This window comes from Escherichia sp. E1130, from assembly GCF_005781065.1.
Lineage (GTDB): Bacteria > Pseudomonadota > Gammaproteobacteria > Enterobacterales > Enterobacteriaceae > Escherichia.
The window spans coordinates 134,367-157,496 of sequence record NZ_VATL01000004.1; the positions used below are offsets into that span (position 1 = coordinate 134,367).

20 protein-coding genes and 1 riboswitch are annotated in these 23,130 nt (G+C 53.1%); of the genes, 13 read left to right on the top strand and 7 right to left on the bottom strand.

Translation table 11 applies throughout. The features are described 5' to 3' along the window. Positions 1-27 precede the first annotated feature (27 nt). The 4 genes from FEK66_RS03435 to leuO form a co-directional block, all read right to left on the bottom strand. Positions 28-114 (bottom strand): hypothetical protein, encoded by an 87-nt coding sequence (locus tag FEK66_RS03435; RefSeq protein WP_032160836.1) that lies wholly within the window; start codon positions 112-114, stop codon positions 28-30. Positions 115-125: 11 nt separating this feature from the next. Then, positions 126-617 carry an acetolactate synthase small subunit gene (ilvN, locus tag FEK66_RS03440; RefSeq protein ID WP_001252744.1) on the bottom strand — a complete coding sequence of 164 codons (492 nt, stop codon included), beginning with the start codon at positions 615-617 and terminating at the stop codon, positions 126-128. 2 nt (positions 618-619) lie between these two features. Then, positions 620-2,344 carry an acetolactate synthase 3 large subunit gene (gene ilvI / locus FEK66_RS03445; RefSeq protein WP_135406051.1) on the bottom strand — a complete coding sequence of 575 codons (1,725 nt, stop codon included), beginning with the start codon at positions 2,342-2,344 and terminating at the stop codon, positions 620-622. Positions 2,345-2,660: 316 nt separating this feature from the next. After that, a complete protein-coding gene (gene leuO / locus FEK66_RS03450) occupies positions 2,661-3,605 on the bottom strand; it encodes a transcriptional regulator LeuO (protein ID WP_130204908.1) in 945 nt (314 codons plus the stop codon). Positions 3,606-4,265: 660 nt separating this feature from the next. Here leuO and leuL point away from each other — a divergent pair. The 5 genes from leuL to leuD all read left to right on the top strand — a co-directional run bounded on the left by leuL (position 4,266) and on the right by leuD (position 9,124). Beyond that, positions 4,266-4,352, top strand: a complete 87-nt coding sequence (gene leuL / locus FEK66_RS03455; protein ID WP_001300467.1) for a leu operon leader peptide — start codon at positions 4,266-4,268, stop codon at positions 4,350-4,352. A gap of 90 nt (positions 4,353-4,442) precedes the next feature. Beyond that, a complete protein-coding gene (leuA, locus tag FEK66_RS03460) occupies positions 4,443-6,014 on the top strand; it encodes a 2-isopropylmalate synthase (RefSeq protein ID WP_097291249.1) in 1,572 nt (523 codons plus the stop codon). Continuing rightward, on the top strand, positions 6,014-7,105 hold the full coding sequence (gene leuB, locus FEK66_RS03465; RefSeq protein WP_130204904.1) for a 3-isopropylmalate dehydrogenase: 1,092 nt from the start codon (positions 6,014-6,016) through the stop codon (positions 7,103-7,105). The genes leuA and leuB overlap by 1 nt, the downstream gene beginning before the upstream one ends. A gap of 2 nt (positions 7,106-7,107) precedes the next feature. Beyond that, positions 7,108-8,508: a 3-isopropylmalate dehydratase large subunit gene (gene leuC / locus FEK66_RS03470; protein ID WP_131161252.1), complete on the top strand. Its 1,401-nt coding sequence runs from the start codon at positions 7,108-7,110 to the stop codon at positions 8,506-8,508. Positions 8,509-8,518: 10 nt separating this feature from the next. Next, positions 8,519-9,124, top strand: coding sequence for a 3-isopropylmalate dehydratase small subunit (gene leuD, locus FEK66_RS03475; RefSeq protein WP_135493455.1), 606 nt, complete (start codon positions 8,519-8,521; stop codon positions 9,122-9,124). A gap of 107 nt (positions 9,125-9,231) precedes the next feature. Here leuD and sgrT read toward each other — a convergent pair whose 3' ends face one another. Further along, positions 9,232-9,363: a glucose uptake inhibitor SgrT gene (gene sgrT, locus FEK66_RS03480; protein ID WP_130204898.1), complete on the bottom strand. Its 132-nt coding sequence runs from the start codon at positions 9,361-9,363 to the stop codon at positions 9,232-9,234. Between the two features lie 88 nt (positions 9,364-9,451). Between sgrT and sgrR the strand changes: the two genes are divergently transcribed. The 4 genes from sgrR to thiQ all read left to right on the top strand — a co-directional run bounded on the left by sgrR (position 9,452) and on the right by thiQ (position 14,522). Next, on the top strand, positions 9,452-11,107 hold the full coding sequence (sgrR, locus tag FEK66_RS03485; protein ID WP_135493454.1) for a DNA-binding transcriptional regulator SgrR: 1,656 nt from the start codon (positions 9,452-9,454) through the stop codon (positions 11,105-11,107). A gap of 33 nt (positions 11,108-11,140) precedes the next feature. Further along, a riboswitch (TPP riboswitch) is annotated at positions 11,141-11,240 on the top strand. Positions 11,241-11,270: 30 nt separating this feature from the next. Continuing rightward, positions 11,271-12,254 (top strand): thiamine ABC transporter substrate binding subunit, encoded by a 984-nt coding sequence (gene thiB / locus FEK66_RS03490; RefSeq protein ID WP_135493453.1) that lies wholly within the window; start codon positions 11,271-11,273, stop codon positions 12,252-12,254. Beyond that, a complete protein-coding gene (thiP, locus tag FEK66_RS03495) occupies positions 12,230-13,840 on the top strand; it encodes a thiamine/thiamine pyrophosphate ABC transporter permease ThiP (RefSeq protein WP_135493452.1) in 1,611 nt (536 codons plus the stop codon). The genes thiB and thiP overlap by 25 nt, the downstream gene beginning before the upstream one ends. Beyond that, positions 13,824-14,522, top strand: coding sequence for a thiamine ABC transporter ATP-binding protein ThiQ (thiQ, locus tag FEK66_RS03500; RefSeq protein ID WP_130204890.1), 699 nt, complete (start codon positions 13,824-13,826; stop codon positions 14,520-14,522). Before thiP ends, thiQ begins: the two co-directional genes overlap by 17 nt. A gap of 76 nt (positions 14,523-14,598) precedes the next feature. Here thiQ and FEK66_RS03505 read toward each other — a convergent pair whose 3' ends face one another. Together FEK66_RS03505 and araC are read right to left on the bottom strand one after the other, a co-directional pair. After that, entirely contained in the window at positions 14,599-15,363 is a 765-nt protein-coding gene (locus FEK66_RS03505) for a DedA family protein (protein ID WP_135493451.1), read from the bottom strand. Between the two features lie 85 nt (positions 15,364-15,448). After that, positions 15,449-16,327: an arabinose operon transcriptional regulator AraC gene (gene araC / locus FEK66_RS03510; RefSeq protein WP_135493486.1), complete on the bottom strand. Its 879-nt coding sequence runs from the start codon at positions 16,325-16,327 to the stop codon at positions 15,449-15,451. 338 nt (positions 16,328-16,665) lie between these two features. Here araC and araB point away from each other — a divergent pair, with 338 nt between their 5' ends. The 4 genes from araB to polB all read left to right on the top strand — a co-directional run bounded on the left by araB (position 16,666) and on the right by polB (position 23,115). Continuing rightward, the gene (gene araB, locus FEK66_RS03515) at positions 16,666-18,366 is read left to right on the top strand and encodes a ribulokinase (protein WP_135493450.1); all 1,701 of its coding nucleotides are present in this window, start codon (positions 16,666-16,668) and stop codon (positions 18,364-18,366) included. Between the two features lie 10 nt (positions 18,367-18,376). Then, the gene (gene araA / locus FEK66_RS03520) at positions 18,377-19,879 is read left to right on the top strand and encodes an L-arabinose isomerase (RefSeq protein ID WP_000151734.1); all 1,503 of its coding nucleotides are present in this window, start codon (positions 18,377-18,379) and stop codon (positions 19,877-19,879) included. Between the two features lie 114 nt (positions 19,880-19,993). Beyond that, complete coding sequence (gene araD / locus FEK66_RS03525) at positions 19,994-20,689, top strand: L-ribulose-5-phosphate 4-epimerase (protein ID WP_130204885.1); 696 nt, start codon at positions 19,994-19,996, stop codon at positions 20,687-20,689. A 74-nt stretch (positions 20,690-20,763) separates the two neighbouring features. After that, a complete protein-coding gene (polB, locus tag FEK66_RS03530; RefSeq protein WP_135493449.1) occupies positions 20,764-23,115 on the top strand; it encodes a DNA polymerase II in 2,352 nt (783 codons plus the stop codon). Positions 23,116-23,130: the final 15 nt, after the last annotated feature.

Sequence of the window (23,130 nt, forward strand, 5' to 3'; positions counted from 1 at the left end):
AATTCATTAACATCTAAGCGCAGAAAATTAACTGCGGCAACTGCTTTTATTCCAGGTTCCCACTGAATTCGCAAAAAAAGCCCAACGTGACATGTTGGGCTGTAAATTGCGCATTGAGATCATTCTCAACGCATTATTTTATCGCCGCGCGAAAGTCCTACTACGCCGGAACGAGCGACCTCCACAATTTTCGCCACATCGCGAATCGATGCTAAAAATGCATCAAGCTTATCGCTGGTTCCCGCCAATTGAACGGTATAAAGCGATGGCGTGACATCAATGATTTGCCCACGGAATATTTCCGTATTGCGCTTCACTTCGTCACGTCCGTAGCCACTGGCCTGAATTTTCACCAGCATGATTTCCCGCTCAACATGCGCCCCCTGCCCCAGTTCGCTAACACGCAGCACATCGACCAGCTTGTGTAATTGCTTTTCAATCTGCTCCAACACTTTTTCATCGCCCACAGTCTGGATAGTCATACGCGATAATGTCGGATCGTCGGTTGGCGCAACGGTCAGGCTTTCAATGTTATAGCCCCGTTGGGAAAAGAGGCCGATCACGCGGGATAACGCGCCTGATTCATTTTCGAGTAATACGGATAATATCCGGCGCATAATCAGGTTCTCTCCGTTTTGCTTAACCACATTTCATCCATTCCGCCGCCACGAATCTGCATCGGGTAGACGTGCTCGCTGCCATCAACAGTGACATCAACAAACACCAGGCGATTATTGCGGACCTGTTCCAGTGCCTCGCTAAGTTTGTTTTCCAGCTCTTGCGGATGAGAGATCTGGATCCCAACATGGCCATAGGCTTCCGCCAGACGAACGAAATCCGGTAGCGACTGCATATAAGATTGTGAATGGCGGCCGGAATAGATCATGTCCTGCCACTGCTTCACCATCCCCAGATAGCGGTTATTGAGATTCACCACCAGCACCGGCAGTTCATATTGCAAAGCGGTAGACAGTTCCTGAATGTTCATCTGAATGCTGCCGTCGCCAGTGACACAGACCACGATTTCTTCTGGCAATGCCATTTTGACACCCAGCGCCGCAGGCAAACCAAAGCCCATAGTGCCGAGGCCACCGGAATTGATCCAGCGGCGCGGTTTATCGAAAGGATAATAAAGCGCGGCGAACATCTGGTGCTGCCCGACGTCGGACGTGACATATGCATCACCTTTCGTTAGCCGCCAGAGTGTCTCGATCACCGCTTGCGGTTTAATCTTTTCGCTCTGAGTGTCGTATTTAAGGCACTGGCGAGCGCGCCACTGTTCAATCTGTTGCCACCAGTCACGAATTTCATCCAACGGTTGGTGAGCCGTTTCTTGTGCCAGCAACTCCAGCATTTGATCCAGCACCAACCGCGCGTCACCAACGATCGGAATGTCGGCGGTAACGGTTTTTGAGATCGACGTAGGATCGATATCAATATGTAAAACCGTTGCATTCGGGCAGTACTTGGCCAGATTGTTAGTGGTGCGATCGTCAAAGCGCACGCCGACCGCAAAAATAACATCGGCATTATGCATGGTCATATTGGCTTCGTAGGTGCCGTGCATTCCCAGCATCCCCAGCGCCTGACGATGCGTTGCCGGAAACGCCCCCAGCCCCATTAATGAAGAGACAACGGGAAGATTAAGCTGCTCAATAATCTGTTTGAGTTGTTGATGGCAACTCGCAGTCACGGCGCCGCCGCCAACGTAAACTACCGGTTTTTTCGCTGCCGCCAGTGTCTGCAATGCGCGTTTAATCTGCCCCTTATGACCCAGTGTGGTCGGGTTATAAGAGCGCATACTGACCGACTCCGGCCAGACGTAGGGTAATTTGTTCGCCGGATTAAGAATATCTTTCGGTAAATCAACCACCACTGGCCCAGGACGACCACTTGCCGCCAGCCAGAATGCTTTTTTCAGCACCTGAGGAATATCTTCCGTTTGCTTAACCAGGAAACTGTGTTTTACCACCGGGCGGGAAATTCCCACCATGTCGCACTCCTGAAAAGCATCGTAGCCTATCAGCGAGGTCGCTACCTGACCAGAAAGGACAACCAAGGGAATGGAGTCCATATAAGCAGTAGCGATACCGGTAATCGCGTTAGTCGCCCCAGGACCCGACGTCACCAGCACGACCCCCACTTCCCCGGTTGCACGTGCCAGGCCATCGGCCATATGCACAGCCGCTTGCTCATGACGAACTAATACGTGATCGATACCCCCCACGGTATGCAATGCATCGTAAATATCAAGGACCGCGCCTCCGGGATAACCGAATACTTGTTTAACGCCCTGATCGATAAGCGATCGGACGACCATCTCGGCTCCAGACAACATCTCCATGGCCTGCCTCACTGTTTGGCGGAAAAAATGTGTAAAACACATTAACCGTCCGATCTTGCTTAAGCAATTGGCAGACAGAGTCACAAACGTGAAGAAATAAGAATAAACAGGAGGAAAGGAGAAAAGAAACGATAAAATACTCCAGAATGAAGGCGTAAATTGATAATAAATTGGCTAGATTCGGCTACTTACAGCAATTTCTCTATTTTTTAATTTTTCATGAAATCTGGCGCACATGCATTTAGAACAAAATTCTACATTTAATAAAAAAAGCAGAATAAACCAGAAAGGAATGCCTGATTTATTCTGCTTTTGTTTAGCGTTTACATATAGAGACTAATTGCTCTTCCATCCACTGATGGCCTTTATCGCGCCCGGCAGCCTCATGCCAGGAGAGATAACAGGTTCTGCTATTCTGTTTTAACGGCAGCGGTAATATCTGTAATTCTAAAGATTCGGCGAACTCTTCAGCCAGCCAACGAGGCGCAATAGCGACCAGGTGAGTTTGCGACACCACGCTAAGGACGCTCATCATTGCCATGCCCTGATAAGCAATACTGGCTTGCTTATCTACTGTGTCGTACCACGGTTGACTAAATGAGGCGAAACGATCGAGTGAAACCGCCGCATGTTGTTCGTTATAAACATCATGTTTCAGTAATGGACCTTTAATATGCGGATGGTTCTTACTGGCTACCAGCACCATTTCATCTTTAAATAACGGCACACTGGTAAATTCAGGGCGGTGGAAATCTTCATAACTTATAACGAACTCCGTTTCCTGATAGCGCAACTGATGTTCAGTGTTCTGATTTAATGAAGACTTGAACATAACATGTATATTTGGCGCAATCTGCTCAATGTGATTATAAATCTGCGAGGTCAGAATGCTGTCTAACGGGCTGCAAACACAGAGATGGAATACCCGCTCGCTACTGGCAGGCTCAAAACCTGAACCCGGTAATTCGTTTTGCACTAATTGCAGCGCCTGGCGCACAGAACCAAAAAGTTGAAATGCGCGGGCAGTCGGTTGGATACCACGACCATAACGAACAAACAACTCGTCATTAAACATCACTTTCAGGCGTGCAACAGCGTTACTGACCGCAGGTTGCGACATTCCCAGAACATGAGCGGCACGAGTAATATTCTGCTCCTGCATCACGGCATCGAAAACAGTTAATAAGTTTAGATCGACCATGCGCAGCTGTGGCTTACTAAAATCTGCTGGTTCTGGATGATCTGTTTTTACCTCTGGCATACTTAACTCCACTGTCACACTTAACTCCCTTTTCCTTACCGGAATGCAGAAAAAAAATAATCCTGAAAAATATGATTTACCATACATATAAAATAAGAAAAAGGAAAATGAGTAAAATTAGGAAAACATAAAGATAAGAGTTCTGTTTAAAACAAAACCCACCGCCGCGCAGAGAGTCATCCACCACAGCATGATTATCTATAATGTTTTTGTCACACAAACAATATAATCATAATCACCATGAATGCTCAATCATCCATGATATGTATAAAATCGCCAATTTAATTAAAAATTTATATATTAATAACCCATATCTTCCTTATTAACTTATCAATAATATAAGCCTCATCAATAATTAAACATTCATCAAATAAATAATTACAGAAAAATCATCAGGATGGGTTAGGTAATTGATACTATCTATATGCATATCACTTATTGATTAAATGCAATAAATTATGCTGAAGTATGTCAATTAATGAAAAGTGTGATCTGGCTGACAGAAATTAATATTGTTGGTTTATGTATACACAGCACAATTAGCTAATTTGATACATGCAAAATTACCGCTGAAAAGCCGCTTTTCTTACTACAGGGTTGACATCCGTTTTTGTATCCAGTAACTCTAAAAGCATATCGCATTCATCTGGAGCTGATTTAATGACTCACATCGTTCGCTTTATCGGTCTACTACTACTAAACGCATCTTCTTTGCGCGGTAGACGAGTGAGCGGCATCCAGCATTAAGCCAGCACGCAGTCAAAAAAAACCCGCGCCATTGCGCGGGTTTTTTTATGCCCGAAGCGAGGCGCTCTAAAAGAGACAAGGACCTAAACCATGAGCCAGCAAGTTATTATTTTCGATACCACATTACGCGACGGTGAACAGGCGTTACAGGCAAGTCTGAGTGCGAAAGAAAAACTGCAAATTGCGCTGGCCCTTGAGCGTATGGGTGTTGACGTAATGGAAGTGGGTTTCCCCGTCTCTTCGCCAGGCGATTTTGAATCGGTGCAAACCATCGCCCGCCAGGTCAAAAATAGCCGCGTATGTGCGTTAGCTCGCTGCGTGGAAAAAGATATCGATGTGGCGGCTGAATCTCTGAAAGTCGCCGAAGCCTTCCGTATTCATACCTTTATTGCTACCTCCCCAATGCACATCGCCACCAAGCTGCGCAGCACGCTGGATGAAGTGATCGAACGCGCTATCTATATGGTGAAGCGCGCCCGTAATTACACCGATGACGTTGAATTTTCTTGCGAAGATGCCGGGCGTACCCCGATTGCCGATCTGGCGCGAGTGGTCGAAGCGGCGATTAACGCCGGTGCCACCACCATCAACATTCCGGACACCGTGGGCTACACCATGCCGTTTGAGTTCGCCGGAATCATCAGCGGCCTGTATGAACGCGTGCCTAACATCGACAAAGCCATTATTTCCGTACACACCCACGACGATTTAGGCCTGGCAGTAGGTAACTCACTGGCGGCGGTACATGCCGGAGCGCGGCAGGTAGAAGGCGCAATGAACGGGATCGGCGAACGCGCCGGAAACTGTTCGCTGGAAGAAGTGATCATGGCGATCAAAGTTCGTAAGGATATCCTCAACGTCCACACAGCCATTAATCACCAGGAGATATGGCGCACCAGCCAGTTAGTTAGCCAGATTTGTAATATGCCGATCCCGGCAAACAAAGCCATTGTTGGTAGCGGCGCATTCGCACACTCCTCCGGTATCCACCAGGATGGCGTGCTGAAAAACCGCGAAAACTACGAAATCATGACACCAGAATCTATTGGTCTGAACCAAATCCAGCTGAATCTGACCTCTCGTTCAGGCCGTGCGGCAGTGAAACACCGCATGGATGAGATGGGATATAAAGAAAGTGAATATAATTTAGACAATCTGTACGACGCCTTCCTGAAGCTGGCAGATAAAAAAGGTCAGGTGTTTGATTATGACCTGGAAGCGCTGGCCTTTATCGGTAAGCAGCAAGAAGAGCCGGAGCATTTCCGTCTGGATTACTTCAGCGTGCAGTCTGGTTCTAACGATATCGCCACTGCCGCCGTCAAACTGGTCTGTGGCGAAGAAGTCAAAGCGGAAGCCGCCAACGGTAACGGTCCGGTCGATGCCGTCTATCAGGCCATTAACCGTATCACTGACTATAACGTCGAACTGGTGAAATACAGCCTGACCGCCAAAGGCCACGGTAAAGATGCGCTGGGTCAGGTGGATATCGTCGCCAACTACAACGGTCGCCGCTTCCACGGCGTCGGCCTGGCCACCGATATTGTCGAGTCCTCCGCCAAAGCCATGGTGCACGTACTGAACAATATCTGGCGCGCCGCAGAAGTCGAAAAAGAGTTGCAACGCAAAGCTCAACACAACGAAAACAACAAGGAAACCGTGTGATGTCGAAGAATTACCATATTGCCGTTTTGCCCGGAGATGGGATCGGGCCGGAAGTGATGACCCAGGCGCTGAAAGTGCTGGATGCCGTGCGCAACCGCTTTGCGATGCGCATCACCACCAGCCATTACGATGTAGGCGGCGCAGCCATTGATAACCACGGACAGCCGCTGCCGCCTGCGACGGTTGAAGGTTGCGAGCAAGCCGATGCCGTGCTGTTTGGCTCGGTAGGCGGCCCGAAGTGGGAACATTTACCACCAGACCAGCAACCAGAACGCGGCGCGCTGTTGCCTTTGCGTAAGCACTTCAAATTATTCAGCAATCTGCGTCCGGCAAAACTGTATCAGGGGCTGGAAGCATTCTGTCCACTGCGTGCTGACATTGCCGCTAACGGCTTCGACATCCTGTGCGTGCGCGAACTGACCGGCGGCATCTATTTCGGTCAGCCAAAAGGCCGTGAAGGCAGCGGACAATATGAAAAAGCGTTTGATACCGAGGTGTATCACCGTTTTGAGATCGAACGTATCGCCCGTATCGCGTTTGAATCTGCCCGCAAGCGTCGTCGCAAAGTCACCTCAATCGACAAAGCCAATGTGCTGCAATCCTCTATTTTATGGCGGGAAATTGTTAATGAGATCGCCATTGAATATCCGGATGTCGAACTGGCGCATATGTACATCGACAACGCCACCATGCAGCTGATTAAAGATCCATCACAGTTTGACGTTCTGCTGTGCTCCAACCTGTTTGGCGACATTCTGTCTGATGAGTGTGCGATGATCACTGGCTCGATGGGGATGTTGCCTTCCGCTAGCCTGAACGAGCAAGGTTTTGGTCTGTATGAACCGGCGGGCGGCTCGGCACCAGATATCGCAGGCAAAAACATCGCCAACCCGATTGCGCAAATTCTGTCGCTGGCGCTGCTGCTGCGCTACAGCCTGGATGCCGATGATGCGGCTTGCGCCATTGAACGCGCCATTAACCGCGCATTAGAAGAAGGCATTCGCACCGGGGATTTAGCCCGTGGCGCTGCCGCCGTTAGTACCGATGAAATGGGCGATATCATTGCCCGCTATGTGGCAGAAGGGGTGTAATCATGGCTAAGACGTTATACGAAAAATTGTTCGACGCTCACGTAGTGTACGAAGCCGAAAACGAAACCCCGCTGTTATATATCGACCGCCACCTGGTGCATGAAGTGACCTCACCGCAGGCGTTCGATGGCCTGCGCGCCCACGGTCGCCCGGTGCGTCAGCCGGGGAAAACCTTCGCCACCATGGATCACAACGTCTCCACCCAGACCAAAGACATTAATGCCTGCGGTGAAATGGCGCGGATCCAGATGCAGGAGCTGATCAAAAACTGCAAAGAATTTGGCGTCGAGCTGTATGACCTGAATCACCCGTATCAGGGGATCGTCCACGTGATGGGGCCGGAACAGGGCGTCACCTTACCAGGGATGACCATTGTCTGCGGCGACTCGCATACCGCCACCCACGGCGCTTTTGGCGCACTGGCGTTTGGTATCGGTACTTCTGAAGTTGAACACGTGCTGGCAACGCAAACCCTGAAACAGGGCCGCGCGAAGACCATGAAAATTGAAGTCCAGGGCAAAGCCGCGCCGGGCATTACCGCGAAAGATATCGTGCTGGCAATTATCGGTAAAACCGGCAGCGCTGGCGGCACCGGGCATGTGGTGGAGTTTTGCGGCGAAGCAATCCGTGATTTAAGCATGGAAGGTCGTATGACCCTGTGCAATATGGCAATCGAAATGGGCGCGAAAGCCGGTCTGGTTGCACCTGACGAAACCACCTTTAACTATGTCAAAGGCCGTCTGCATGCGCCGAAAGGCAAAGATTTTGACGATGCCGTCGCCTACTGGAAGACCCTGCAAACCGACGAAGGTGCAACTTTCGATACTGTTGTGACTCTGCAAGCAGAAGAGATCGCCCCGCAGGTCACCTGGGGAACTAACCCCGGTCAGGTGATCTCCGTGAATGACAATATTCCCGATCCGGCTTCGTTTACCGATCCGGTTGAGCGCGCGTCGGCAGAAAAAGCGTTGGCCTATATGGGGCTGAAACCGGGTATTCCATTGACCGAAGTCGCTATCGATAAAGTGTTTATCGGTTCTTGTACCAACTCACGTATTGAAGATTTACGCGCGGCGGCGGAAATCGCCAAAGGGCGAAAAGTCGCGCCAGGTGTACAGGCACTGGTGGTTCCCGGCTCTGGCCCGGTAAAAGCTCAGGCGGAAGCGGAAGGTCTGGACAAAATCTTTATTGAAGCCGGTTTTGAATGGCGCTTGCCTGGTTGCTCAATGTGTCTGGCGATGAATAACGACCGTCTGAATCCGGGCGAACGTTGTGCCTCCACCAGCAACCGTAACTTTGAAGGCCGCCAGGGGCGCGGCGGGCGCACGCATCTGGTCAGCCCGGCAATGGCTGCCGCCGCTGCTGTGACCGGACATTTCGCCGACATTCGCAACATTAAATAAGGAGCAGACCATGGCAGAGAAATTTATCAAACATACAGGCCTGGTGGTTCCGCTGGATGCCGCCAATGTCGATACCGATGCGATTATCCCGAAACAGTTTTTGCAGAAAGTGACGCGTACAGGTTTTGGCGCGCATCTGTTTAACGACTGGCGTTTTCTGGATGAAAAAGGCCAACAGCCAAACCCGGACTTCGTGCTGAACTTCCCGCAGTATCAGGGCGCTTCCGTTTTGCTGGCGCGGGAAAACTTCGGCTGCGGCTCCTCGCGTGAGCACGCGCCGTGGGCATTGACCGATTACGGTTTTAAAGTGGTGATTGCGCCGAGTTTCGCTGACATCTTCTACGGCAACAGCTTCAACAACCAGCTGCTGCCGGTGAAATTAAATGATGACGAAGTGGATGAGCTGTTTGCGCTGGTGAAAGCCAATCCGGGGATTCATTTCGACGTGGACCTGGAAGCGCAAGAGGTGAAAGCGGGTGAGAAAACCTATCGGTTTAGCATCGATGCCTTCCGCCGCCACTGCATGATGAATGGGCTGGACAGCATCGGTCTGACGCTGCAGCACGACGACGCTATTGCCACTTATGAAGAGAAGCAACCAGCATTTATGCGTTAGTTTGTACGCCGTCCGGCACTCAATCGCCAAAAAGAAAAAAGCCAGCAGATAATCACTGCTGGCGTGGCGATTAACACCAATACTCAGTCACACATGATGTCCGCAAATCAGTATTCAGAATCACTCCCCTCCCACTGCATCAGCTCTTCAAGCATGGTTAATCGTTGTGGAACGCTTAACCAACGCAGCCAGCACAACGTCGCTGTCGCGGTAAAGTAGTGCTGATAAAACTGACGCATGGGACACCTCCTTGCTTCATCGTTAAGAATTATTGACTTAATATAGGGAAAATAAAATTGCTGACTTTTGCGCAGGAGTTCCCCTTTTATGCCATCAGCTCGTCTGCAACAACAATTCATCCGCCTGTGGCAATGCTGCGAGGGTAAATCGCAGGACACGACGCTCAACGAACTGGCGGAGTTATTGAGCTGCTCCCGTCGTCATATGCGCACCCTGCTCAACACCATGCAGGATCGCGGCTGGTTAACATGGGAAGCTGAAGTTGGGCGCGGTAAACGTTCACGTTTGACCTTCCTGTATACCGGGCTGGCGCTTCAGCAACAGCGGGCAGAAGATTTGCTTGAACAGGATCATATCGACCAACTGGTGCAGCTGGTTGGCGACAAAACGGCTGTGCGGCAAATGCTGATTTCCCATCTGGGGCGTAGCTTCCGCCAGGGGCGGCACATCCTGCGCGTGCTCTACTATCGTCCGTTGCGTAATCTGCTGCCTGGCAGCGCATTACGCCGTTCCGAAACGCATATCGCCCGGCAAATTTTCAGCGCGTTAACCCGCATAAATGAGGAAAATGGGGAACTGGAGGCGGACATCGCCCACCACTGGCAGCAAATTTCCCCACTCCACTGGCGCTTCTTTTTGCGCCCCGGGGTCCATTTTCATCATGGTCGTGAACTGGAAATAGACGACGTCATCGCCTCGTTGAAGCGGATCAATACGCTGCCGCTCTATTCCCACATCGCTGAAATTGTGTCGCCGACGCCCTGGACGCTGGATATTCATCTCACTCAGCCAGATCGCTGGTTGCCGTTACTGCTGGCGCAAGTTCCGGCGATGATCCTGCCGCGTGAATGGGAAACCCTCAGCAATTTTGCCAGCCACCCTATCGGTACCGGTCCGTATGCGGTAATGCGTAACAGCACTAACCAACTGAAAATTCAGGCATTCGATGATTTCTTCGGTTATCGGGCATTAATCGACGAAGTTAACGTCTGGGTCTTGCCGGAAATTGCCGATGACCCCGCAGGAGGCCTGATGCTGAAAGGGCCGCAGGGCGAGGAAAAAGAGATTGAAAGTCGCCTTGAAGAAGGTTGCTACTATCTACTGTTCGACAGTCGCACCCATCGCGGAGCGAATCAGCAAGTCAGAGACTGGATAAGCTATGTACTTTCGCCGACCAATCTGGTTTATTTCGCCGAGGAACAGTACCAGCAACTGTGGTTTCCGGCCTATGGGCTGCTCCCCCGCTGGCACCACGCCCGCCCAACACATTGCGAAAAACCTGCCGGACTGGAACATCTCACCCTGACCTTTTATCAGGATCATATTGAACATCGGGTGATTGCCAGGATCATGCAGCAGATTCTGGCAAGTCACCAGGTCACCCTGGAAATCAAAGAGATCAGCTACGATCAGTGGCACGAAGGTGAGATCGAAAGCGACATCTGGCTTAACAGCGCCAACTTTACGCTGCCGCTGGATTTTTCGCTGTTCGCACACTTGTGCGAAGTGCCGCTGCTACAGCACTGTATTCCTCTCGACTGGCAAGCCGACGCCACGCGCTGGCGCAACGGCGAGATGAACCTGGCGAACTGGTGCCAGCGGTTAGTAGCCAGCAAAGCGATGGTGCCGCTGATCCACCACTGGCTGATTATTCAGGGGCAACGCAGTATGCGCGGCCTGCGCATGAACACCCTCGGCTGGTTCGATTTTAAATCAGCGTGGTTTGCGCCACCGGATCCATGATTGCTGGTTGATAACAAAATCACTACACTAACGCCGTTCTCAACGGGGTGCCACGCGGACGCGTGCGCTGAGAAAATACCCGTCGAACCTGATCCGGATAACGCCGGCGAAGGGATTTGAGGCTCCTTCTCAAGTCCTTTGCCACTCTTTTTTGAGGTGCAAAGTGTTAAAAAAATGTCTTCCCCTGCTGTTGCTGTGCACAGCGCCTGTTTTCGCTAAACCCGTTCTGACTGTTTATACCTACGATTCCTTCGCCGCCGACTGGGGGCCTGGTCCGGTGGTCAAAAAAGCCTTTGAAGCCGACTGTAATTGCGAACTGAAACTGGTGGCGCTGGAAGATGGCGTTTCGCTTCTCAACCGTCTACGGATGGAAGGCAAAAACAGCAAAGCCGATGTGGTGCTGGGGCTGGATAACAATCTGTTAGACGCCGCCAGTAAAACCGGACTGTTTGCCAAAAGCGGTGTGGCAACGGATGCAGTAAACATTCCCGGCGGCTGGAATAATGACACTTTCGTACCGTTTGATTACGGCTACTTCGCCTTCGTCTATGACAAAAACAAACTGAAAAATCCGCCGCAAAGCCTGAAGGAGCTGGTTGAGAGCGATCAAAACTGGCGAGTGATTTATCAGGATCCGCGTACCAGTACGCCGGGGCTTGGCTTGCTGTTGTGGATGCAAAAAGTCTATGGCGATGACGCCCCACAAGCCTGGCAGAAGCTGGCGAAGAAAACTGTTACGGTCACCAAAGGCTGGAGCGAAGCCTACGGCCTGTTTTTAAAAGGCGAAAGCGATCTGGTACTGAGTTACACCACCTCTCCGGCTTATCACATTCTCGAAGAGAAGAAAGATAACTACGCCGCTGCGAACTTCAGCGAAGGTCACTATCTGCAGGTGGAAGTTGCCGCCCGCACCGCTGCCAGCAAGCAGCCGGAGCTGGCGCAAAAATTCCTCCAGTTTATGGTTTCTCCGGCTTTCCAGAATGCGATTCCAACTGGCAACTGGATGTATCCGGTAGCAAACGTCACGCTGCCTGCCGGGTTTGAACAATTGACCAAACCAGCAACCACGCTGGAGTTCACGCCAGCCGAAGTGGCGGCACAACGTCAGACCTGGATTAGCGAATGGCAACGCGCCGTCAGCCGTTAATTCCCGGCTGGTTAATTCCAGGTGTAAGCGCTGCTACGCTTGTGGTGGCGGTTGCACTGGCGGCGTTTCTCGCCCTGTGGTGGAACGCGCCGCAGGGTGACTGGGCAACAATCTGGCAGGACAGCTACCTGTGGCATGTGGTGCGTTTCTCCTTCTGGCAGGCGTTTCTTTCGGCGCTGCTCTCTGTCGTTCCTGCGATTTTCCTCGCCCGCGCCCTCTACCGCAGGCGCTTTCCGGGGCGGCAGGCGCTGTTGCGTCTGTGCGCAATGACCTTGATCCTCCCGGTGCTGGTCGCCGTTTTCGGCATTCTTAGCGTCTATGGTCGCCAGGGCTGGCTGGCATCGCTCTGGCAATCGCTTGGTCTGGAGTGGACCTTTTCGCCCTACGGCCTGCAAGGCATTTTGCTGGCGCACGTATTTTTTAATCTGCCGATGGCGAGCCGCTTATTACTCCAGGCGCTGGAAAACATTCCCGGCGAGCAGCGCCAGCTTGCTGCCCAGCTTGGGATGCGCGGCTGGCACTTCTTTCGTTTCGTCGAATGGCCGTGGTTACGGCGACAAATTCCGCCGGTTGCTGCGCTTATCTTTATGCTCTGTTTCGCCAGCTTCGCCACCGTGTTGTCGCTGGGGGGCGGTCCGCAGGCGACCACTATCGAGCTGGCAATCTATCAGGCACTGAGTTACGACTACGATCCCGCCCGCGCGGCGATGCTGGCGCTGATCCAGATGGTGTGTTGCCTCGGACTGGTGCTATTGAGTCAGCGATTGAGTAAGGCCATTGCGCCTGGCACCACGCTGCTGCAAGGCTGGCGCGACCCGGACGATCGTCTGCATAGCCGCATTTGCGATACGGTATTGATCGTGCTGGCGCTGCTGCTGTTGCTGCCACCGTTACTGGCGGTGATTGTCGATGGGGTAAATCGCCAGTTGCCGGAAGTGCTGGCACAACCGGTGCTGTGGCAGGCGCTGTGGACCTCGTTGCGTATTGCGCTGGCGGCAGGCGTATTGTGCGTAGTGCTGACCATGATGCTGCTATGGAGCAGTCGCGAACTGCGGGCGCGGCAAAAAATGCTGGCGGGTCAGGCGCTGGAGATGAGCGGCATGTTGATCCTCGCCATGCCGGGGATTGTGCTGGCAACGGGCTTCTTTTTGCTGCTCAACAACACTATTGGCCTGCCACAATCTGCTGACGGCATTGTGATTTTCACCAATGCGTTAATGGCGATCCCTTACGCGCTGAAGGTGCTGGAAAACCCAATGCGCGATATCACCGCCCGCTACAGCATGTTGTGTCAGTCGCTGGGCATTGAAGGCTGGTCGCGCTTAAAAGTGGTGGAGCTGCGCGCTCTGAAACGTCCGCTGGCGCAGGCGCTGGCCTTTGCCTGCGTGTTGTCGATTGGTGATTTTGGCGTGGTGGCGTTGTTCGGTAACGATGATTTCCGCACCCTGCCGTTTTATCTCTACCAGCAAATTGGCTCCTATCGCAGCCAGGACGGCGCGGTCACCGCGTTAATTCTGCTGCTGCTCTGTTTTCTGCTGTTTACCGTGATTGAAAAACTACCGGGGCGAAATGTTAAAACTGACTGATATCACCTGGCTTTACCACCATTTGCCGATGCGTTTTAGCTTAACGGTGGAGCGCGGCGAGCAGGTGGCGATCCTCGGGCCAAGCGGCGCGGGTAAAAGTACCCTACTGAATTTGATCGCCGGTTTTCTGACGCCAGCCAGCGGTTCGCTGACTATCGACGGCGTTGATCACACCACGACGCCGCCGTCACGCCGTCCGGTATCGATGCTGTTTCAGGAGAACAACCTGTTCAGTCACCTGACGGTCGCGCAGAACATCGGGCTGGGGCTTAATCCAGGACTGAAGCTGAACGCGGCACAGCAGGAGAAAATGCATGCTATCGCACGCCAGATGGGGATTGATAATTTAATAACGCGGTTACCGGGCGAGCTTTCCGGCGGTCAGCGGCAGCGCGTGGCGTTAGCGCGTTGTCTGGTGCGCGAACAGCCGATTTTATTGCTCGATGAACCGTTCTCGGCGCTCGACCCGGCGCTGCGTCAGGAGATGCTGACGCTGGTCAGTACAAGCTGCCAGCAGCAAAAAATGACGTTATTGATGGTGTCGCACAGTGTGGAAGATGCGGCGCGGATAGCCACGCGCTCGGTGGTGGTCGCCGACGGGCGCATCGCCTGGCAGGGTATGACCGATGAGTTGTTGAGTGGTAAGGCGAGTGCTTCGGCGCTGTTGGGAATTACAGGTTAATATGCACTGTCGGATGCGGCGTGAACGCCTTATCCGACGTTTTGTCCGCATCAGGCGCCCCGCACAAGACTATCCTCTAAACCCCAACCACTTTACGCAAAATCTCGATATACATCGGCATCAACGGATGGCGAATTAACACCACCAGCGCCACCACGCCAATGGCAGAAATCAACGGCGCCAGCCACAACAAATGACCACGCGACAAATAATGACTTAAACGATCGGTTACCTTGCCGCTGCGCCATAATCGCCAGCACAACCAACCGCCAACCCACAAAAACACCGCCGTCGCCAGCAGCAACCATTTAAACTCGCCACTCTGCATTCCGGCAGGAATATCGATCGCCGCGCCCGCCAGAATCCCCGGCAGGAAGTAAAACGGAGGCCATAACAGGCAGCCGATAATATTTGGCGTGATAAATTTCGCCACAGGCAGATCCAGCATCCCCGCCACCATTGGCACTAGCGGGCGCGTCGGCCCGACAAAGCGTCCGACCAGAATGGTAAACATGCTGTGTTGATGCAGCGCATGCTCGGTTTTATCGAGTAACGCTTTGTTTTTCTTCAGAAATGACCAGCGATGCAGCGGCTTTTTAAACCGCCAGCCCAGCCAGAAGGAGATCCAGTCGCCCATCAGGCAGCCAACAATCCCCGCCAGCCAGGCGTGCCAGAAACTTAACTCGCCGCTACCTATCAGCGCCCCCAGCCCCGCCATCAGCACCGTACCGGGCAGAATCAAACCGACCAGCGCCAGTGACTCCAGAAAGGCCACCAACACCACCGCCATCAATGAATACACAGTGGATTGGGTAATAAAGTGTTCCAGCAATGCTTGCATAATGTGCCTGTCAAATGGACGAAGCAGGGATTCTGCAAACCCAATGCTACTCCGTCAAGCCGTCAATCGTCTGATACGTTACCAATTATGACAACCTGAGAGCTACATCATTCACTTTTTCTTCACAACCGGCACGGAACTCGCTCGGGCTGGCACCTGTGCATTTTTTAAATACCCGTGAGAAATAGAGTTGATCATCAAAGCCAACATTGCGTCCGACTGTGGCGATAGGCATACGAGTCGTGCTCAATAGCAGCTTCGCCTGACTGATGCGTTGATCTTCGCGCCAGCTTAAGACACTAATCCCTAATTGCTGGCGGAACAGATGCGACAGACGCGACGGAGACAAGCAGACATGCTGTGCGACACTGGCGATATCAAAATTGCTGTCCGCAAGGTGATCGCTGATGTACTGACAAGCCTCGCGTACCCGATTATCCATTGGCGGATGTAGCGACTCATTAATGACTTCCATGCGCCGCAGTAACAATTGCTCAAGAAGATTTATCGCCAGCAACTCCGAATAGCGCCCTTCCACTTGTCCGGCATTGATAATTTGCCCGAACAAATCGCTGAAATGCGGCTGATGCGCTTCATTCGGGCGAAAGAAACCGGTATTGGCAAATATCGACGGCCAGTTAAGCCATTCGTGCCAGTAAGCGCGGGGGCGAAAGTAAACCCACTGGTGATACCATTCGCGGGCCTCCGGATGACGACCGTAGTGATGAATTTCTCCCGGCGGGAATAGCAAAATATCGCCTGGTCGGCAGACAAATTCTCGCCCCTGGTTTTTCACTATGCCCTGTCCGCGAATGGTGAGATTGAGAATATAGCCTTTCATTCCCAGCGATCGGTCGATAAAAAAATCGAGATAACCGTTGGCCTCAATCGGCGTTAAACCCGCCACCAGATGGGCGTTGAACGAGTAACCCGGCAGCAAGGGATCATTTTGCGCTTCAGCCATACTTTTCATACTCCCGCCATTCAGAGAAGAAACCAATTGTCCATATTGCATCAGATATTGCCGTCACTGCGTCTTTTACTGGCTCTTCTCGCTAATCCAACCGGCAACCCCGCTTGTGAAAAGCATTTTGTAACAAAGGGGGGCAATAGCCATAACAAAAACGCGTAACAAAAGTGTCTATAATCACGGCAGAAAAGTCCACATTGATTATTTGCACGGCGTCACACTTTGCTATGCAATAGCATTTTTATCCATAAGATTAGCGGATCCTGCCTGACGCTTTTTTTCGCAACTCTCTACTGTTTCTCCATACCCGTTTTTTTGGATGGAGTGAAACGATGGCGATTGCAATTGGCCTCGATTTTGGCAGTGATTCTGTGCGAGCTTTGGCGGTGGAATGCGCCACCGGTGAAGAGATCGCCACCAGCGTAGAGTGGTATCCCCGTTGGCAGGAAGGGCAATTTAGTGACGCCCCGAATAACCAGTTCCGTCATCATCCGCGTGACTACATTGAGTCAATGGAAGCGGCGCTGAAAACCGTGCTGGCAGAACTTAGCGCCGAACAGCGCGCAGCGGTGGTCGGGATTGGCGTGGACACCACCGGCTCCACGCCTGCACCAATCGACGCCGACGGCAACGTGCTTGCGCTGCGCCCGGAGTTTGCCGAAAACCCGAACGCGATGTTCGTTTTGTGGAAAGACCACACGGCGGTTGAAGAAGCGGAAGAGATCACCCGCTTGTGCCATACACCGGGCAAAACTGACTACTCTCGCTATATTGGCGGTATTTATTCCAGCGAATGGTTCTGGGCAAAAATCCTGCATGTGACTCGCCAGGATAGCGCCGTGGCGCAATCTGCCGCATCGTGGATTGAACTGTGCGACTGGGTACCCGCCCTGCTCTCCGGCACCACACGCCCGCAGGATATTCGCCGCGGACGTTGCAGCGCCGGGCATAAATCTCTGTGGCATGAAAGCTGGGGCGGTTTACCTCCAGCCAGTTTCTTTGACGAACTGGACCCGATCCTCAATCGCCATTTGCCTTCCCCGCTGTTCACTGACACCTGGACTGCCGATATTCCGGTGGGCACCTTATGCCCGGAATGGGCGCAGCGTCTCGGTCTGCCTGAAAGCGTGGTGATTTCCGGCGGCGCGTTTGACTGCCATATGGGCGCAGTCGGCGCAGGCGCACAGCCTAACGCACTGGTAAAAGTTATCGGTACTTCCACCTGCGACATTCTGATTGCCGACAAACAGAGCGTTGGCGAGCGGGCAGTTAAAGGCATTTGCGGTCAGGTTGATGGCAGCGTGGTTCCTGGATTTATCGGTCTGGAAGCAGGTCAGTCGGCGTTTGGTGATATCTACGCCTGGTTTGGTCGCGTACTCGGCTGGCCGCTGGAACAGCTTGCCGCCCAGCATCCGGAACTGAAAGAGCAAATCAAAGCCAGCCAGAAACAACTGCTTCCGGCGCTGACCGAAGCATGGGCCAAAAATCCGTCTCTGGATCACCTGCCAGTGGTACTCGACTGGTTTAATGGTCGTCGCACGCCAAACGCTAACCAACGCCTGAAAGGGGTGATTACCGACCTGAACCTCGCTACCGACGCTCCGCTACTGTTCGGCGGTTTAATTGCCGCTACCGCTTTTGGCGCGCGCGCAATTCAGGAGTGCTTCACTAACCAGGGGATCGCCGTAAACAACGTGATGGCGCTGGGCGGCATCGCGCGGAAAAACCAGGTGATTATGCAAGCCTGCTGCGACGTGCTGAATCGCCCGCTGCAAATTGTTGCCTCTGATCAGTGTTGCGCGCTCGGTGCAGCGATTTTCGCTGCCGTCGCCGCGAAAGTGCATGCCGACATCCCATCAGCCCAGCAAAAAATGGCCAGTGCGGTAGAGAAAACCCTGCAACCACGTACCGAACAGGCACAACGCTTTGAACAGCTTTATCGCCGCTATCAGCAGTGGGCGATAAGCGCCGAACAACATTATCTTCCAACTTCCGCCCCGGCACAGGCTGCCCAGGCCGTTCCGACTCTATAAGGACACGACAATGACGATTTTTGATAATTATGAAGTGTGGTTTGTAATTGGCAGCCAGCATCTGTATGGCCCGGAAACCCTGCGTCAGGTCACCCAACATGCCGAGCACGTCGTTAATGCGCTGAATACGGAAGCGAAACTGCCCTGCAAACTGGTGCTGAAACCGCTGGGTACCACGCCGGACGAAATCACCGCAATTTGCCGCGATGCCAATTACGACGATCGTTGCGCGGGTCTGGTGGTGTGGCTGCACACCTTCTCCCCGGCCAAAATGTGGATCAACGGCCTGACCATGCTCAACAAACCGTTGCTGCAATTCCACACCCAGTTTAACGCGGCGCTACCGTGGGACAGCATCGACATGGACTTTATGAACCTGAACCAGACTGCACATGGCGGTCGCGAGTTCGGTTTCATCGGCGCGCGTATGCGTCAGCAACATGCCGTCGTTACCGGTCACTGGCAGGATAAACAAGCACATGAGCGTATCGGCTCCTGGATGCGTCAGGCGGTATCTAAACAGGATACCCGTCATCTGAAAGTCTGCCGTTTTGGCGATAACATGCGTGAAGTGGCGGTCACTGACGGCGATAAAGTTGCCGCACAGATCAAGTTCGGTTTCTCCGTCAATACCTGGGCGGTTGGCGATCTGGTGCAGGTGGTGAACTCCATCAGCGATGGCGATGTTAACGCGCTGGTCGATGAGTACGAAAGCTGCTACACCATGACGCCTGCCACACAAATCCACGGCGAAAAACGACAGAACGTGCTGGAAGCGGCGCGTATTGAGCTGGGGATGAAGCGTTTCCTGGAACAAGGTGGCTTCCACGCGTTCACCACCACCTTCGAAGATTTGCACGGTCTGAAACAGCTTCCTGGCCTGGCCGTACAGCGTCTGATGCAGCAAGGCTACGGCTTTGCGGGCGAAGGCGACTGGAAAACTGCCGCCCTGCTTCGCATCATGAAGGTGATGTCAACCGGTCTGCAGGGCGGCACCTCCTTTATGGAGGACTACACCTACCACTTCGAGAAAGGTAATGACCTGGTGCTCGGCTCCCACATGCTGGAAGTCTGCCCGTCGATCGCCGTAGAAGAGAAACCGATCCTCGACGTTCAGCACCTCGGTATTGGTGGTAAAGATGATCCTGCCCGCCTGATCTTCAATACCCAAACCGGTCCGGCGATTGTCGCCAGCCTGATTGATCTCGGCGATCGTTATCGTCTGCTGGTTAACTGCATCGACACGGTGAAAACACCGCACTCCCTGCCAAAACTGCCGGTGGCGAATGCGCTGTGGAAAGCGCAACCGGATCTGCCAACCGCTTCCGAAGCGTGGATCCTTGCTGGTGGTGCGCACCACACCGTCTTCAGCCATGCGCTGAACCTTAACGATATGCGCCAGTTCGCCGAGATGCACGACATTGAAATCACGGTGATTGATAACGACACCCGCCTGCCAGCGTTTAAAGACGCGCTGCGCTGGAACGAAGTGTATTACGGATTTCGTCGCTAAGTAGCCGCATCAGGTATGTAACGCCTGATGCGACGCTGCCGCGTCTTATCAGGCCTACGCGCTGCGATTTTGTAGGCCGGATAAGCAAAGCGCATCCGGCACGAAGGAGTCAACATGTTAGAAGATCTCAAACGTCAGGTTTTAGAAGCCAACCTGGCGCTCCCAAAACACAACCTGGTCACTCTGACCTGGGGCAACGTCAGCGCCGTTGATCGCGAGCGCGGCGTCTTTGTGATCAAACCTTCCGGCGTCGATTACAACATCATGACCGCCGACGATATGGTCGTGGTCAGCATCGAAACCGGTGAAGTGGTTGAAGGTACGAAAAAGCCCTCCTCTGACACGCCAACTCACCGACTGCTCTATCAGGCATTCCCGTCCATTGGCGGCATTGTGCACACGCACTCGCGCCACGCCACCATCTGGGCGCAGGCGGGCCAGTCAATTCCGGCAACCGGTACCACCCACGCCGACTATTTCTACGGTCCCATTCCCTGCACCCGCAAAATGACCGACGCAGAAATCAACGGCGAATATGAGTGGGAAACCGGTAACGTCATCGTAGAAACCTTCGAAAAACAGGGTATCGATGCAGCGCAAATGCCCGGCGTTCTGGTCCATTCTCACGGTCCGTTTGCGTGGGGTAAAAACGCCGAAGATGCGGTGCATAACGCTATCGTGCTGGAAGAGGTCGCTTATATGGGGATTTTCTGCCGCCAGCTGGCCCCGCAGCTCCCTGATATGCAGCAAACCTTGCTGGATAAACACTATCTGCGTAAGCATGGTGCAAAGGCGTATTACGGGCAGTAACGACTGTATAAAACCACAGCCAGTCAAACGAAACCAGGCTATACTCAAGCCTGGTTTTTTATTGGATTTTCAGCGTGGCGCAGGCAGGTTTTATCTTAACCCGACACTGGCGGGATACCCCTCAAGGGACCGAAGTTTCTTTCTGGCTGGCAACGGACAACGGGCCGTTGCACGTTACGCTTGCGCCGCAAGAGTCCGTGGCGTTTATTCCCGCCGATCAGGTTCCCCGCGCTCAGCATATTTTGCAGGGTGAGCAAGGCTTTCGCCTGACACCGCTGGCGTTAAAGGATTTTCACCGTCAGCCGGTGTATGGCCTTTACTGTCGCGCCCATCGCCAGTTGATGAGTTACGAAAAGCGCCTGCGTGAAGGTGGCGTTACCATCTACGAGGCCGATGTGCGCCCGCCAGAACGCTATCTGATGGAGCGCTTCATCACCGCTCCGGTGTGGGTCGAGGGAGATATGCGCAATGGCGCTATCGTTAATGCCCGTCTGAAACCGAATCCCGACTATCGTCCGCCACTCAAGTGGGTTTCTATTGATATTGAAACTACCCGCCATGGTGAGCTGTACTGCATCGGCCTGGAAGGTTGCGGGCAGCGCATCGTTTATATGCTGGGGCCAGAGAATGGCGATGTCTCCGCGCTCGATTTCGAACTGGAATACGTCGCCAGCCGCCCGCAGCTGCTGGAAAAACTTAACGCCTGGTTTGCAAATCACGATCCCGATGTGCTCATCGGCTGGAACGTGGTGCAGTTCGATCTGCGAATGCTGCAAAAACATGCCGAGCGTTACCGTATTCCGCTGCGTCTGGGGCGCGATAACAGCGAGCTGGAGTGGCGCGAGCACGGCTTTAAAGACGGCGTCTTTTTCGCCCAGGCCAAAGGTCGGCTAATTATCGACGGTATCGAGGCGCTGAAATCCGCGTTCTGGAATTTCTCTTCATTCTCGCTGGAAACTGTCGCTCAGGAGCTATTAGGCGAAGGAAAATCTATCGATAACCCGTGGGATCGAATGGACGAAATTGACCGTCGTTTCGCCGAAGATAAGCCCGCGCTGGCGACTTATAACCTGAAAGATTGCGAACTGGTGACGCAGATTTTCCATAAAACTGAAATCATGCCGTTTTTGCTCGAACGAGCAACGGTGAACGGCCTGCCGGTAGACCGCCACGGAGGTTCAGTAGCGGCGTTTGGTCATCTCTATTTTCCCCGTATGCACCGCGCTGGTTATGTCGCGCCTAATCTCGGCGAAGTGCCACCGCACGCCAGCCCTGGCGGCTACGTGATGGATTCGCGGCCAGGGCTTTATGATTCGGTGCTGGTACTGGACTACAAAAGCCTGTACCCGTCAATCATCCGCACTTTTCTGATTGATCCCGTCGGGCTGGTAGAAGGCATGGCGCAGCCTGATCCAGAGCACAGCACCGAAGGTTTTCTCGATGCCTGGTTCTCGCGGGAAAAACATTGCCTGCCGGAGATTGTGACTAACATCTGGCACGGGCGCGATGAAGCCAAACGTCAGGGCAACAAGCCGCTGTCGCAGGCGCTGAAGATCATTATGAATGCCTTTTATGGCGTGCTTGGCACCACTGCCTGCCGCTTCTTCGATCCGCGCCTGGCGTCGTCGATCACCATGCGTGGTCATCAGATCATGCGGCAAACCAAAGCATTGATTGAAGCGCAGGGCTACGACGTGATCTACGGCGATACCGACTCAACGTTTGTTTGGCTGAAAGGCGCACATTCGGAAGAAGAGGCGGCGAAAATCGGTCGCGCACTGGTGCAGCACGTTAACGCCTGGTGGGCGGAAACGCTGCAAAAACAACGGCTGACCAGCGCGCTGGAACTGGAGTATGAAACCCATTACTGCCGTTTTCTGATGCCGACCATTCGTGGAGCCGATACCGGCAGTAAAAAGCGTTATGCCGGGCTGATTCAGGAGGGCGACAAACAGCGGATGGTATTTAAAGGGCTGGAAACCGTGCGTACCGACTGGACGCCGCTGGCCCAGCAGTTTCAGCAGGAGCTGTACTTGCGCATCTTTCGCAACGAGCCATATCAGGAGTACGTGCGTGAAACTATCGACAAACTGATGGCGGGCGAACTGGATGCGCAACTGGTTTACCGTAAACGGCTTCGCCGTCCGCTGAGCGAATATCAGCGTAATGTACCGCCACATGTACGCGCTGCACGCCTTGCCGATGAAGAAAACCAAAAACGCGGTCGCCCCTTGCAATACCAGAACCGTGGCACCATTAAGTACGTATGGACCACCAACGGCCCGGAGCCGCTGGACTATCGACGTTCGCCGCTGGATTACGAACACTATCTGACCCGCCAGCTTCAACCTGTGGCGGAAGGAATACTCCCCTTTATTGAGGATAATTTTGCTACACTTATGACCGGGCAACTTGGGCTATTTTGAGCAAAAAAAGAGTTC

Excerpts from the sequence above, each read along its gene's own strand:
- FEK66_RS03435 (WP_032160836.1), bottom strand. The coding sequence starts at position 114 with ATGCGCAATTTACAGCCCAACATGTCACGTTGGGCTTTTTTTGCGAAT.
- ilvN (WP_001252744.1), bottom strand. The coding sequence starts at position 617 with ATGCGCCGGATATTATCCGTATTACTCGAAAATGAATCAGGCGCGTTA.
- ilvI (WP_135406051.1), bottom strand. The coding sequence starts at position 2,344 with ATGGAGATGTTGTCTGGAGCCGAGATGGTCGTCCGATCGCTTATCGAT.
- leuO (WP_130204908.1), bottom strand. The coding sequence starts at position 3,605 with ATGCCAGAGGTAAAAACAGATCATCCAGAACCAGCAGATTTTAGTAAG.
- leuL (WP_001300467.1), top strand. The coding sequence starts at position 4,266 with ATGACTCACATCGTTCGCTTTATCGGTCTACTACTACTAAACGCATCT.
- leuA (WP_097291249.1), top strand. The coding sequence starts at position 4,443 with ATGAGCCAGCAAGTTATTATTTTCGATACCACATTACGCGACGGTGAA.
- leuB (WP_130204904.1), top strand. The coding sequence starts at position 6,014 with ATGTCGAAGAATTACCATATTGCCGTTTTGCCCGGAGATGGGATCGGG.
- leuC (WP_131161252.1), top strand. The coding sequence starts at position 7,108 with ATGGCTAAGACGTTATACGAAAAATTGTTCGACGCTCACGTAGTGTAC.
- leuD (WP_135493455.1), top strand. The coding sequence starts at position 8,519 with ATGGCAGAGAAATTTATCAAACATACAGGCCTGGTGGTTCCGCTGGAT.
- sgrT (WP_130204898.1), bottom strand. The coding sequence starts at position 9,363 with ATGCGTCAGTTTTATCAGCACTACTTTACCGCGACAGCGACGTTGTGC.
- sgrR (WP_135493454.1), top strand. The coding sequence starts at position 9,452 with ATGCCATCAGCTCGTCTGCAACAACAATTCATCCGCCTGTGGCAATGC.
- thiP (WP_135493452.1), top strand. The coding sequence starts at position 12,230 with ATGGCAACGCGCCGTCAGCCGTTAATTCCCGGCTGGTTAATTCCAGGT.
- thiQ (WP_130204890.1), top strand. The coding sequence starts at position 13,824 with ATGTTAAAACTGACTGATATCACCTGGCTTTACCACCATTTGCCGATG.
- FEK66_RS03505 (WP_135493451.1), bottom strand. The coding sequence starts at position 15,363 with ATGCAAGCATTGCTGGAACACTTTATTACCCAATCCACTGTGTATTCA.
- araC (WP_135493486.1), bottom strand. The coding sequence starts at position 16,327 with ATGGCTGAAGCGCAAAATGATCCCTTGCTGCCGGGTTACTCGTTCAAC.
- araB (WP_135493450.1), top strand. The coding sequence starts at position 16,666 with ATGGCGATTGCAATTGGCCTCGATTTTGGCAGTGATTCTGTGCGAGCT.
- araA (WP_000151734.1), top strand. The coding sequence starts at position 18,377 with ATGACGATTTTTGATAATTATGAAGTGTGGTTTGTAATTGGCAGCCAG.
- araD (WP_130204885.1), top strand. The coding sequence starts at position 19,994 with ATGTTAGAAGATCTCAAACGTCAGGTTTTAGAAGCCAACCTGGCGCTC.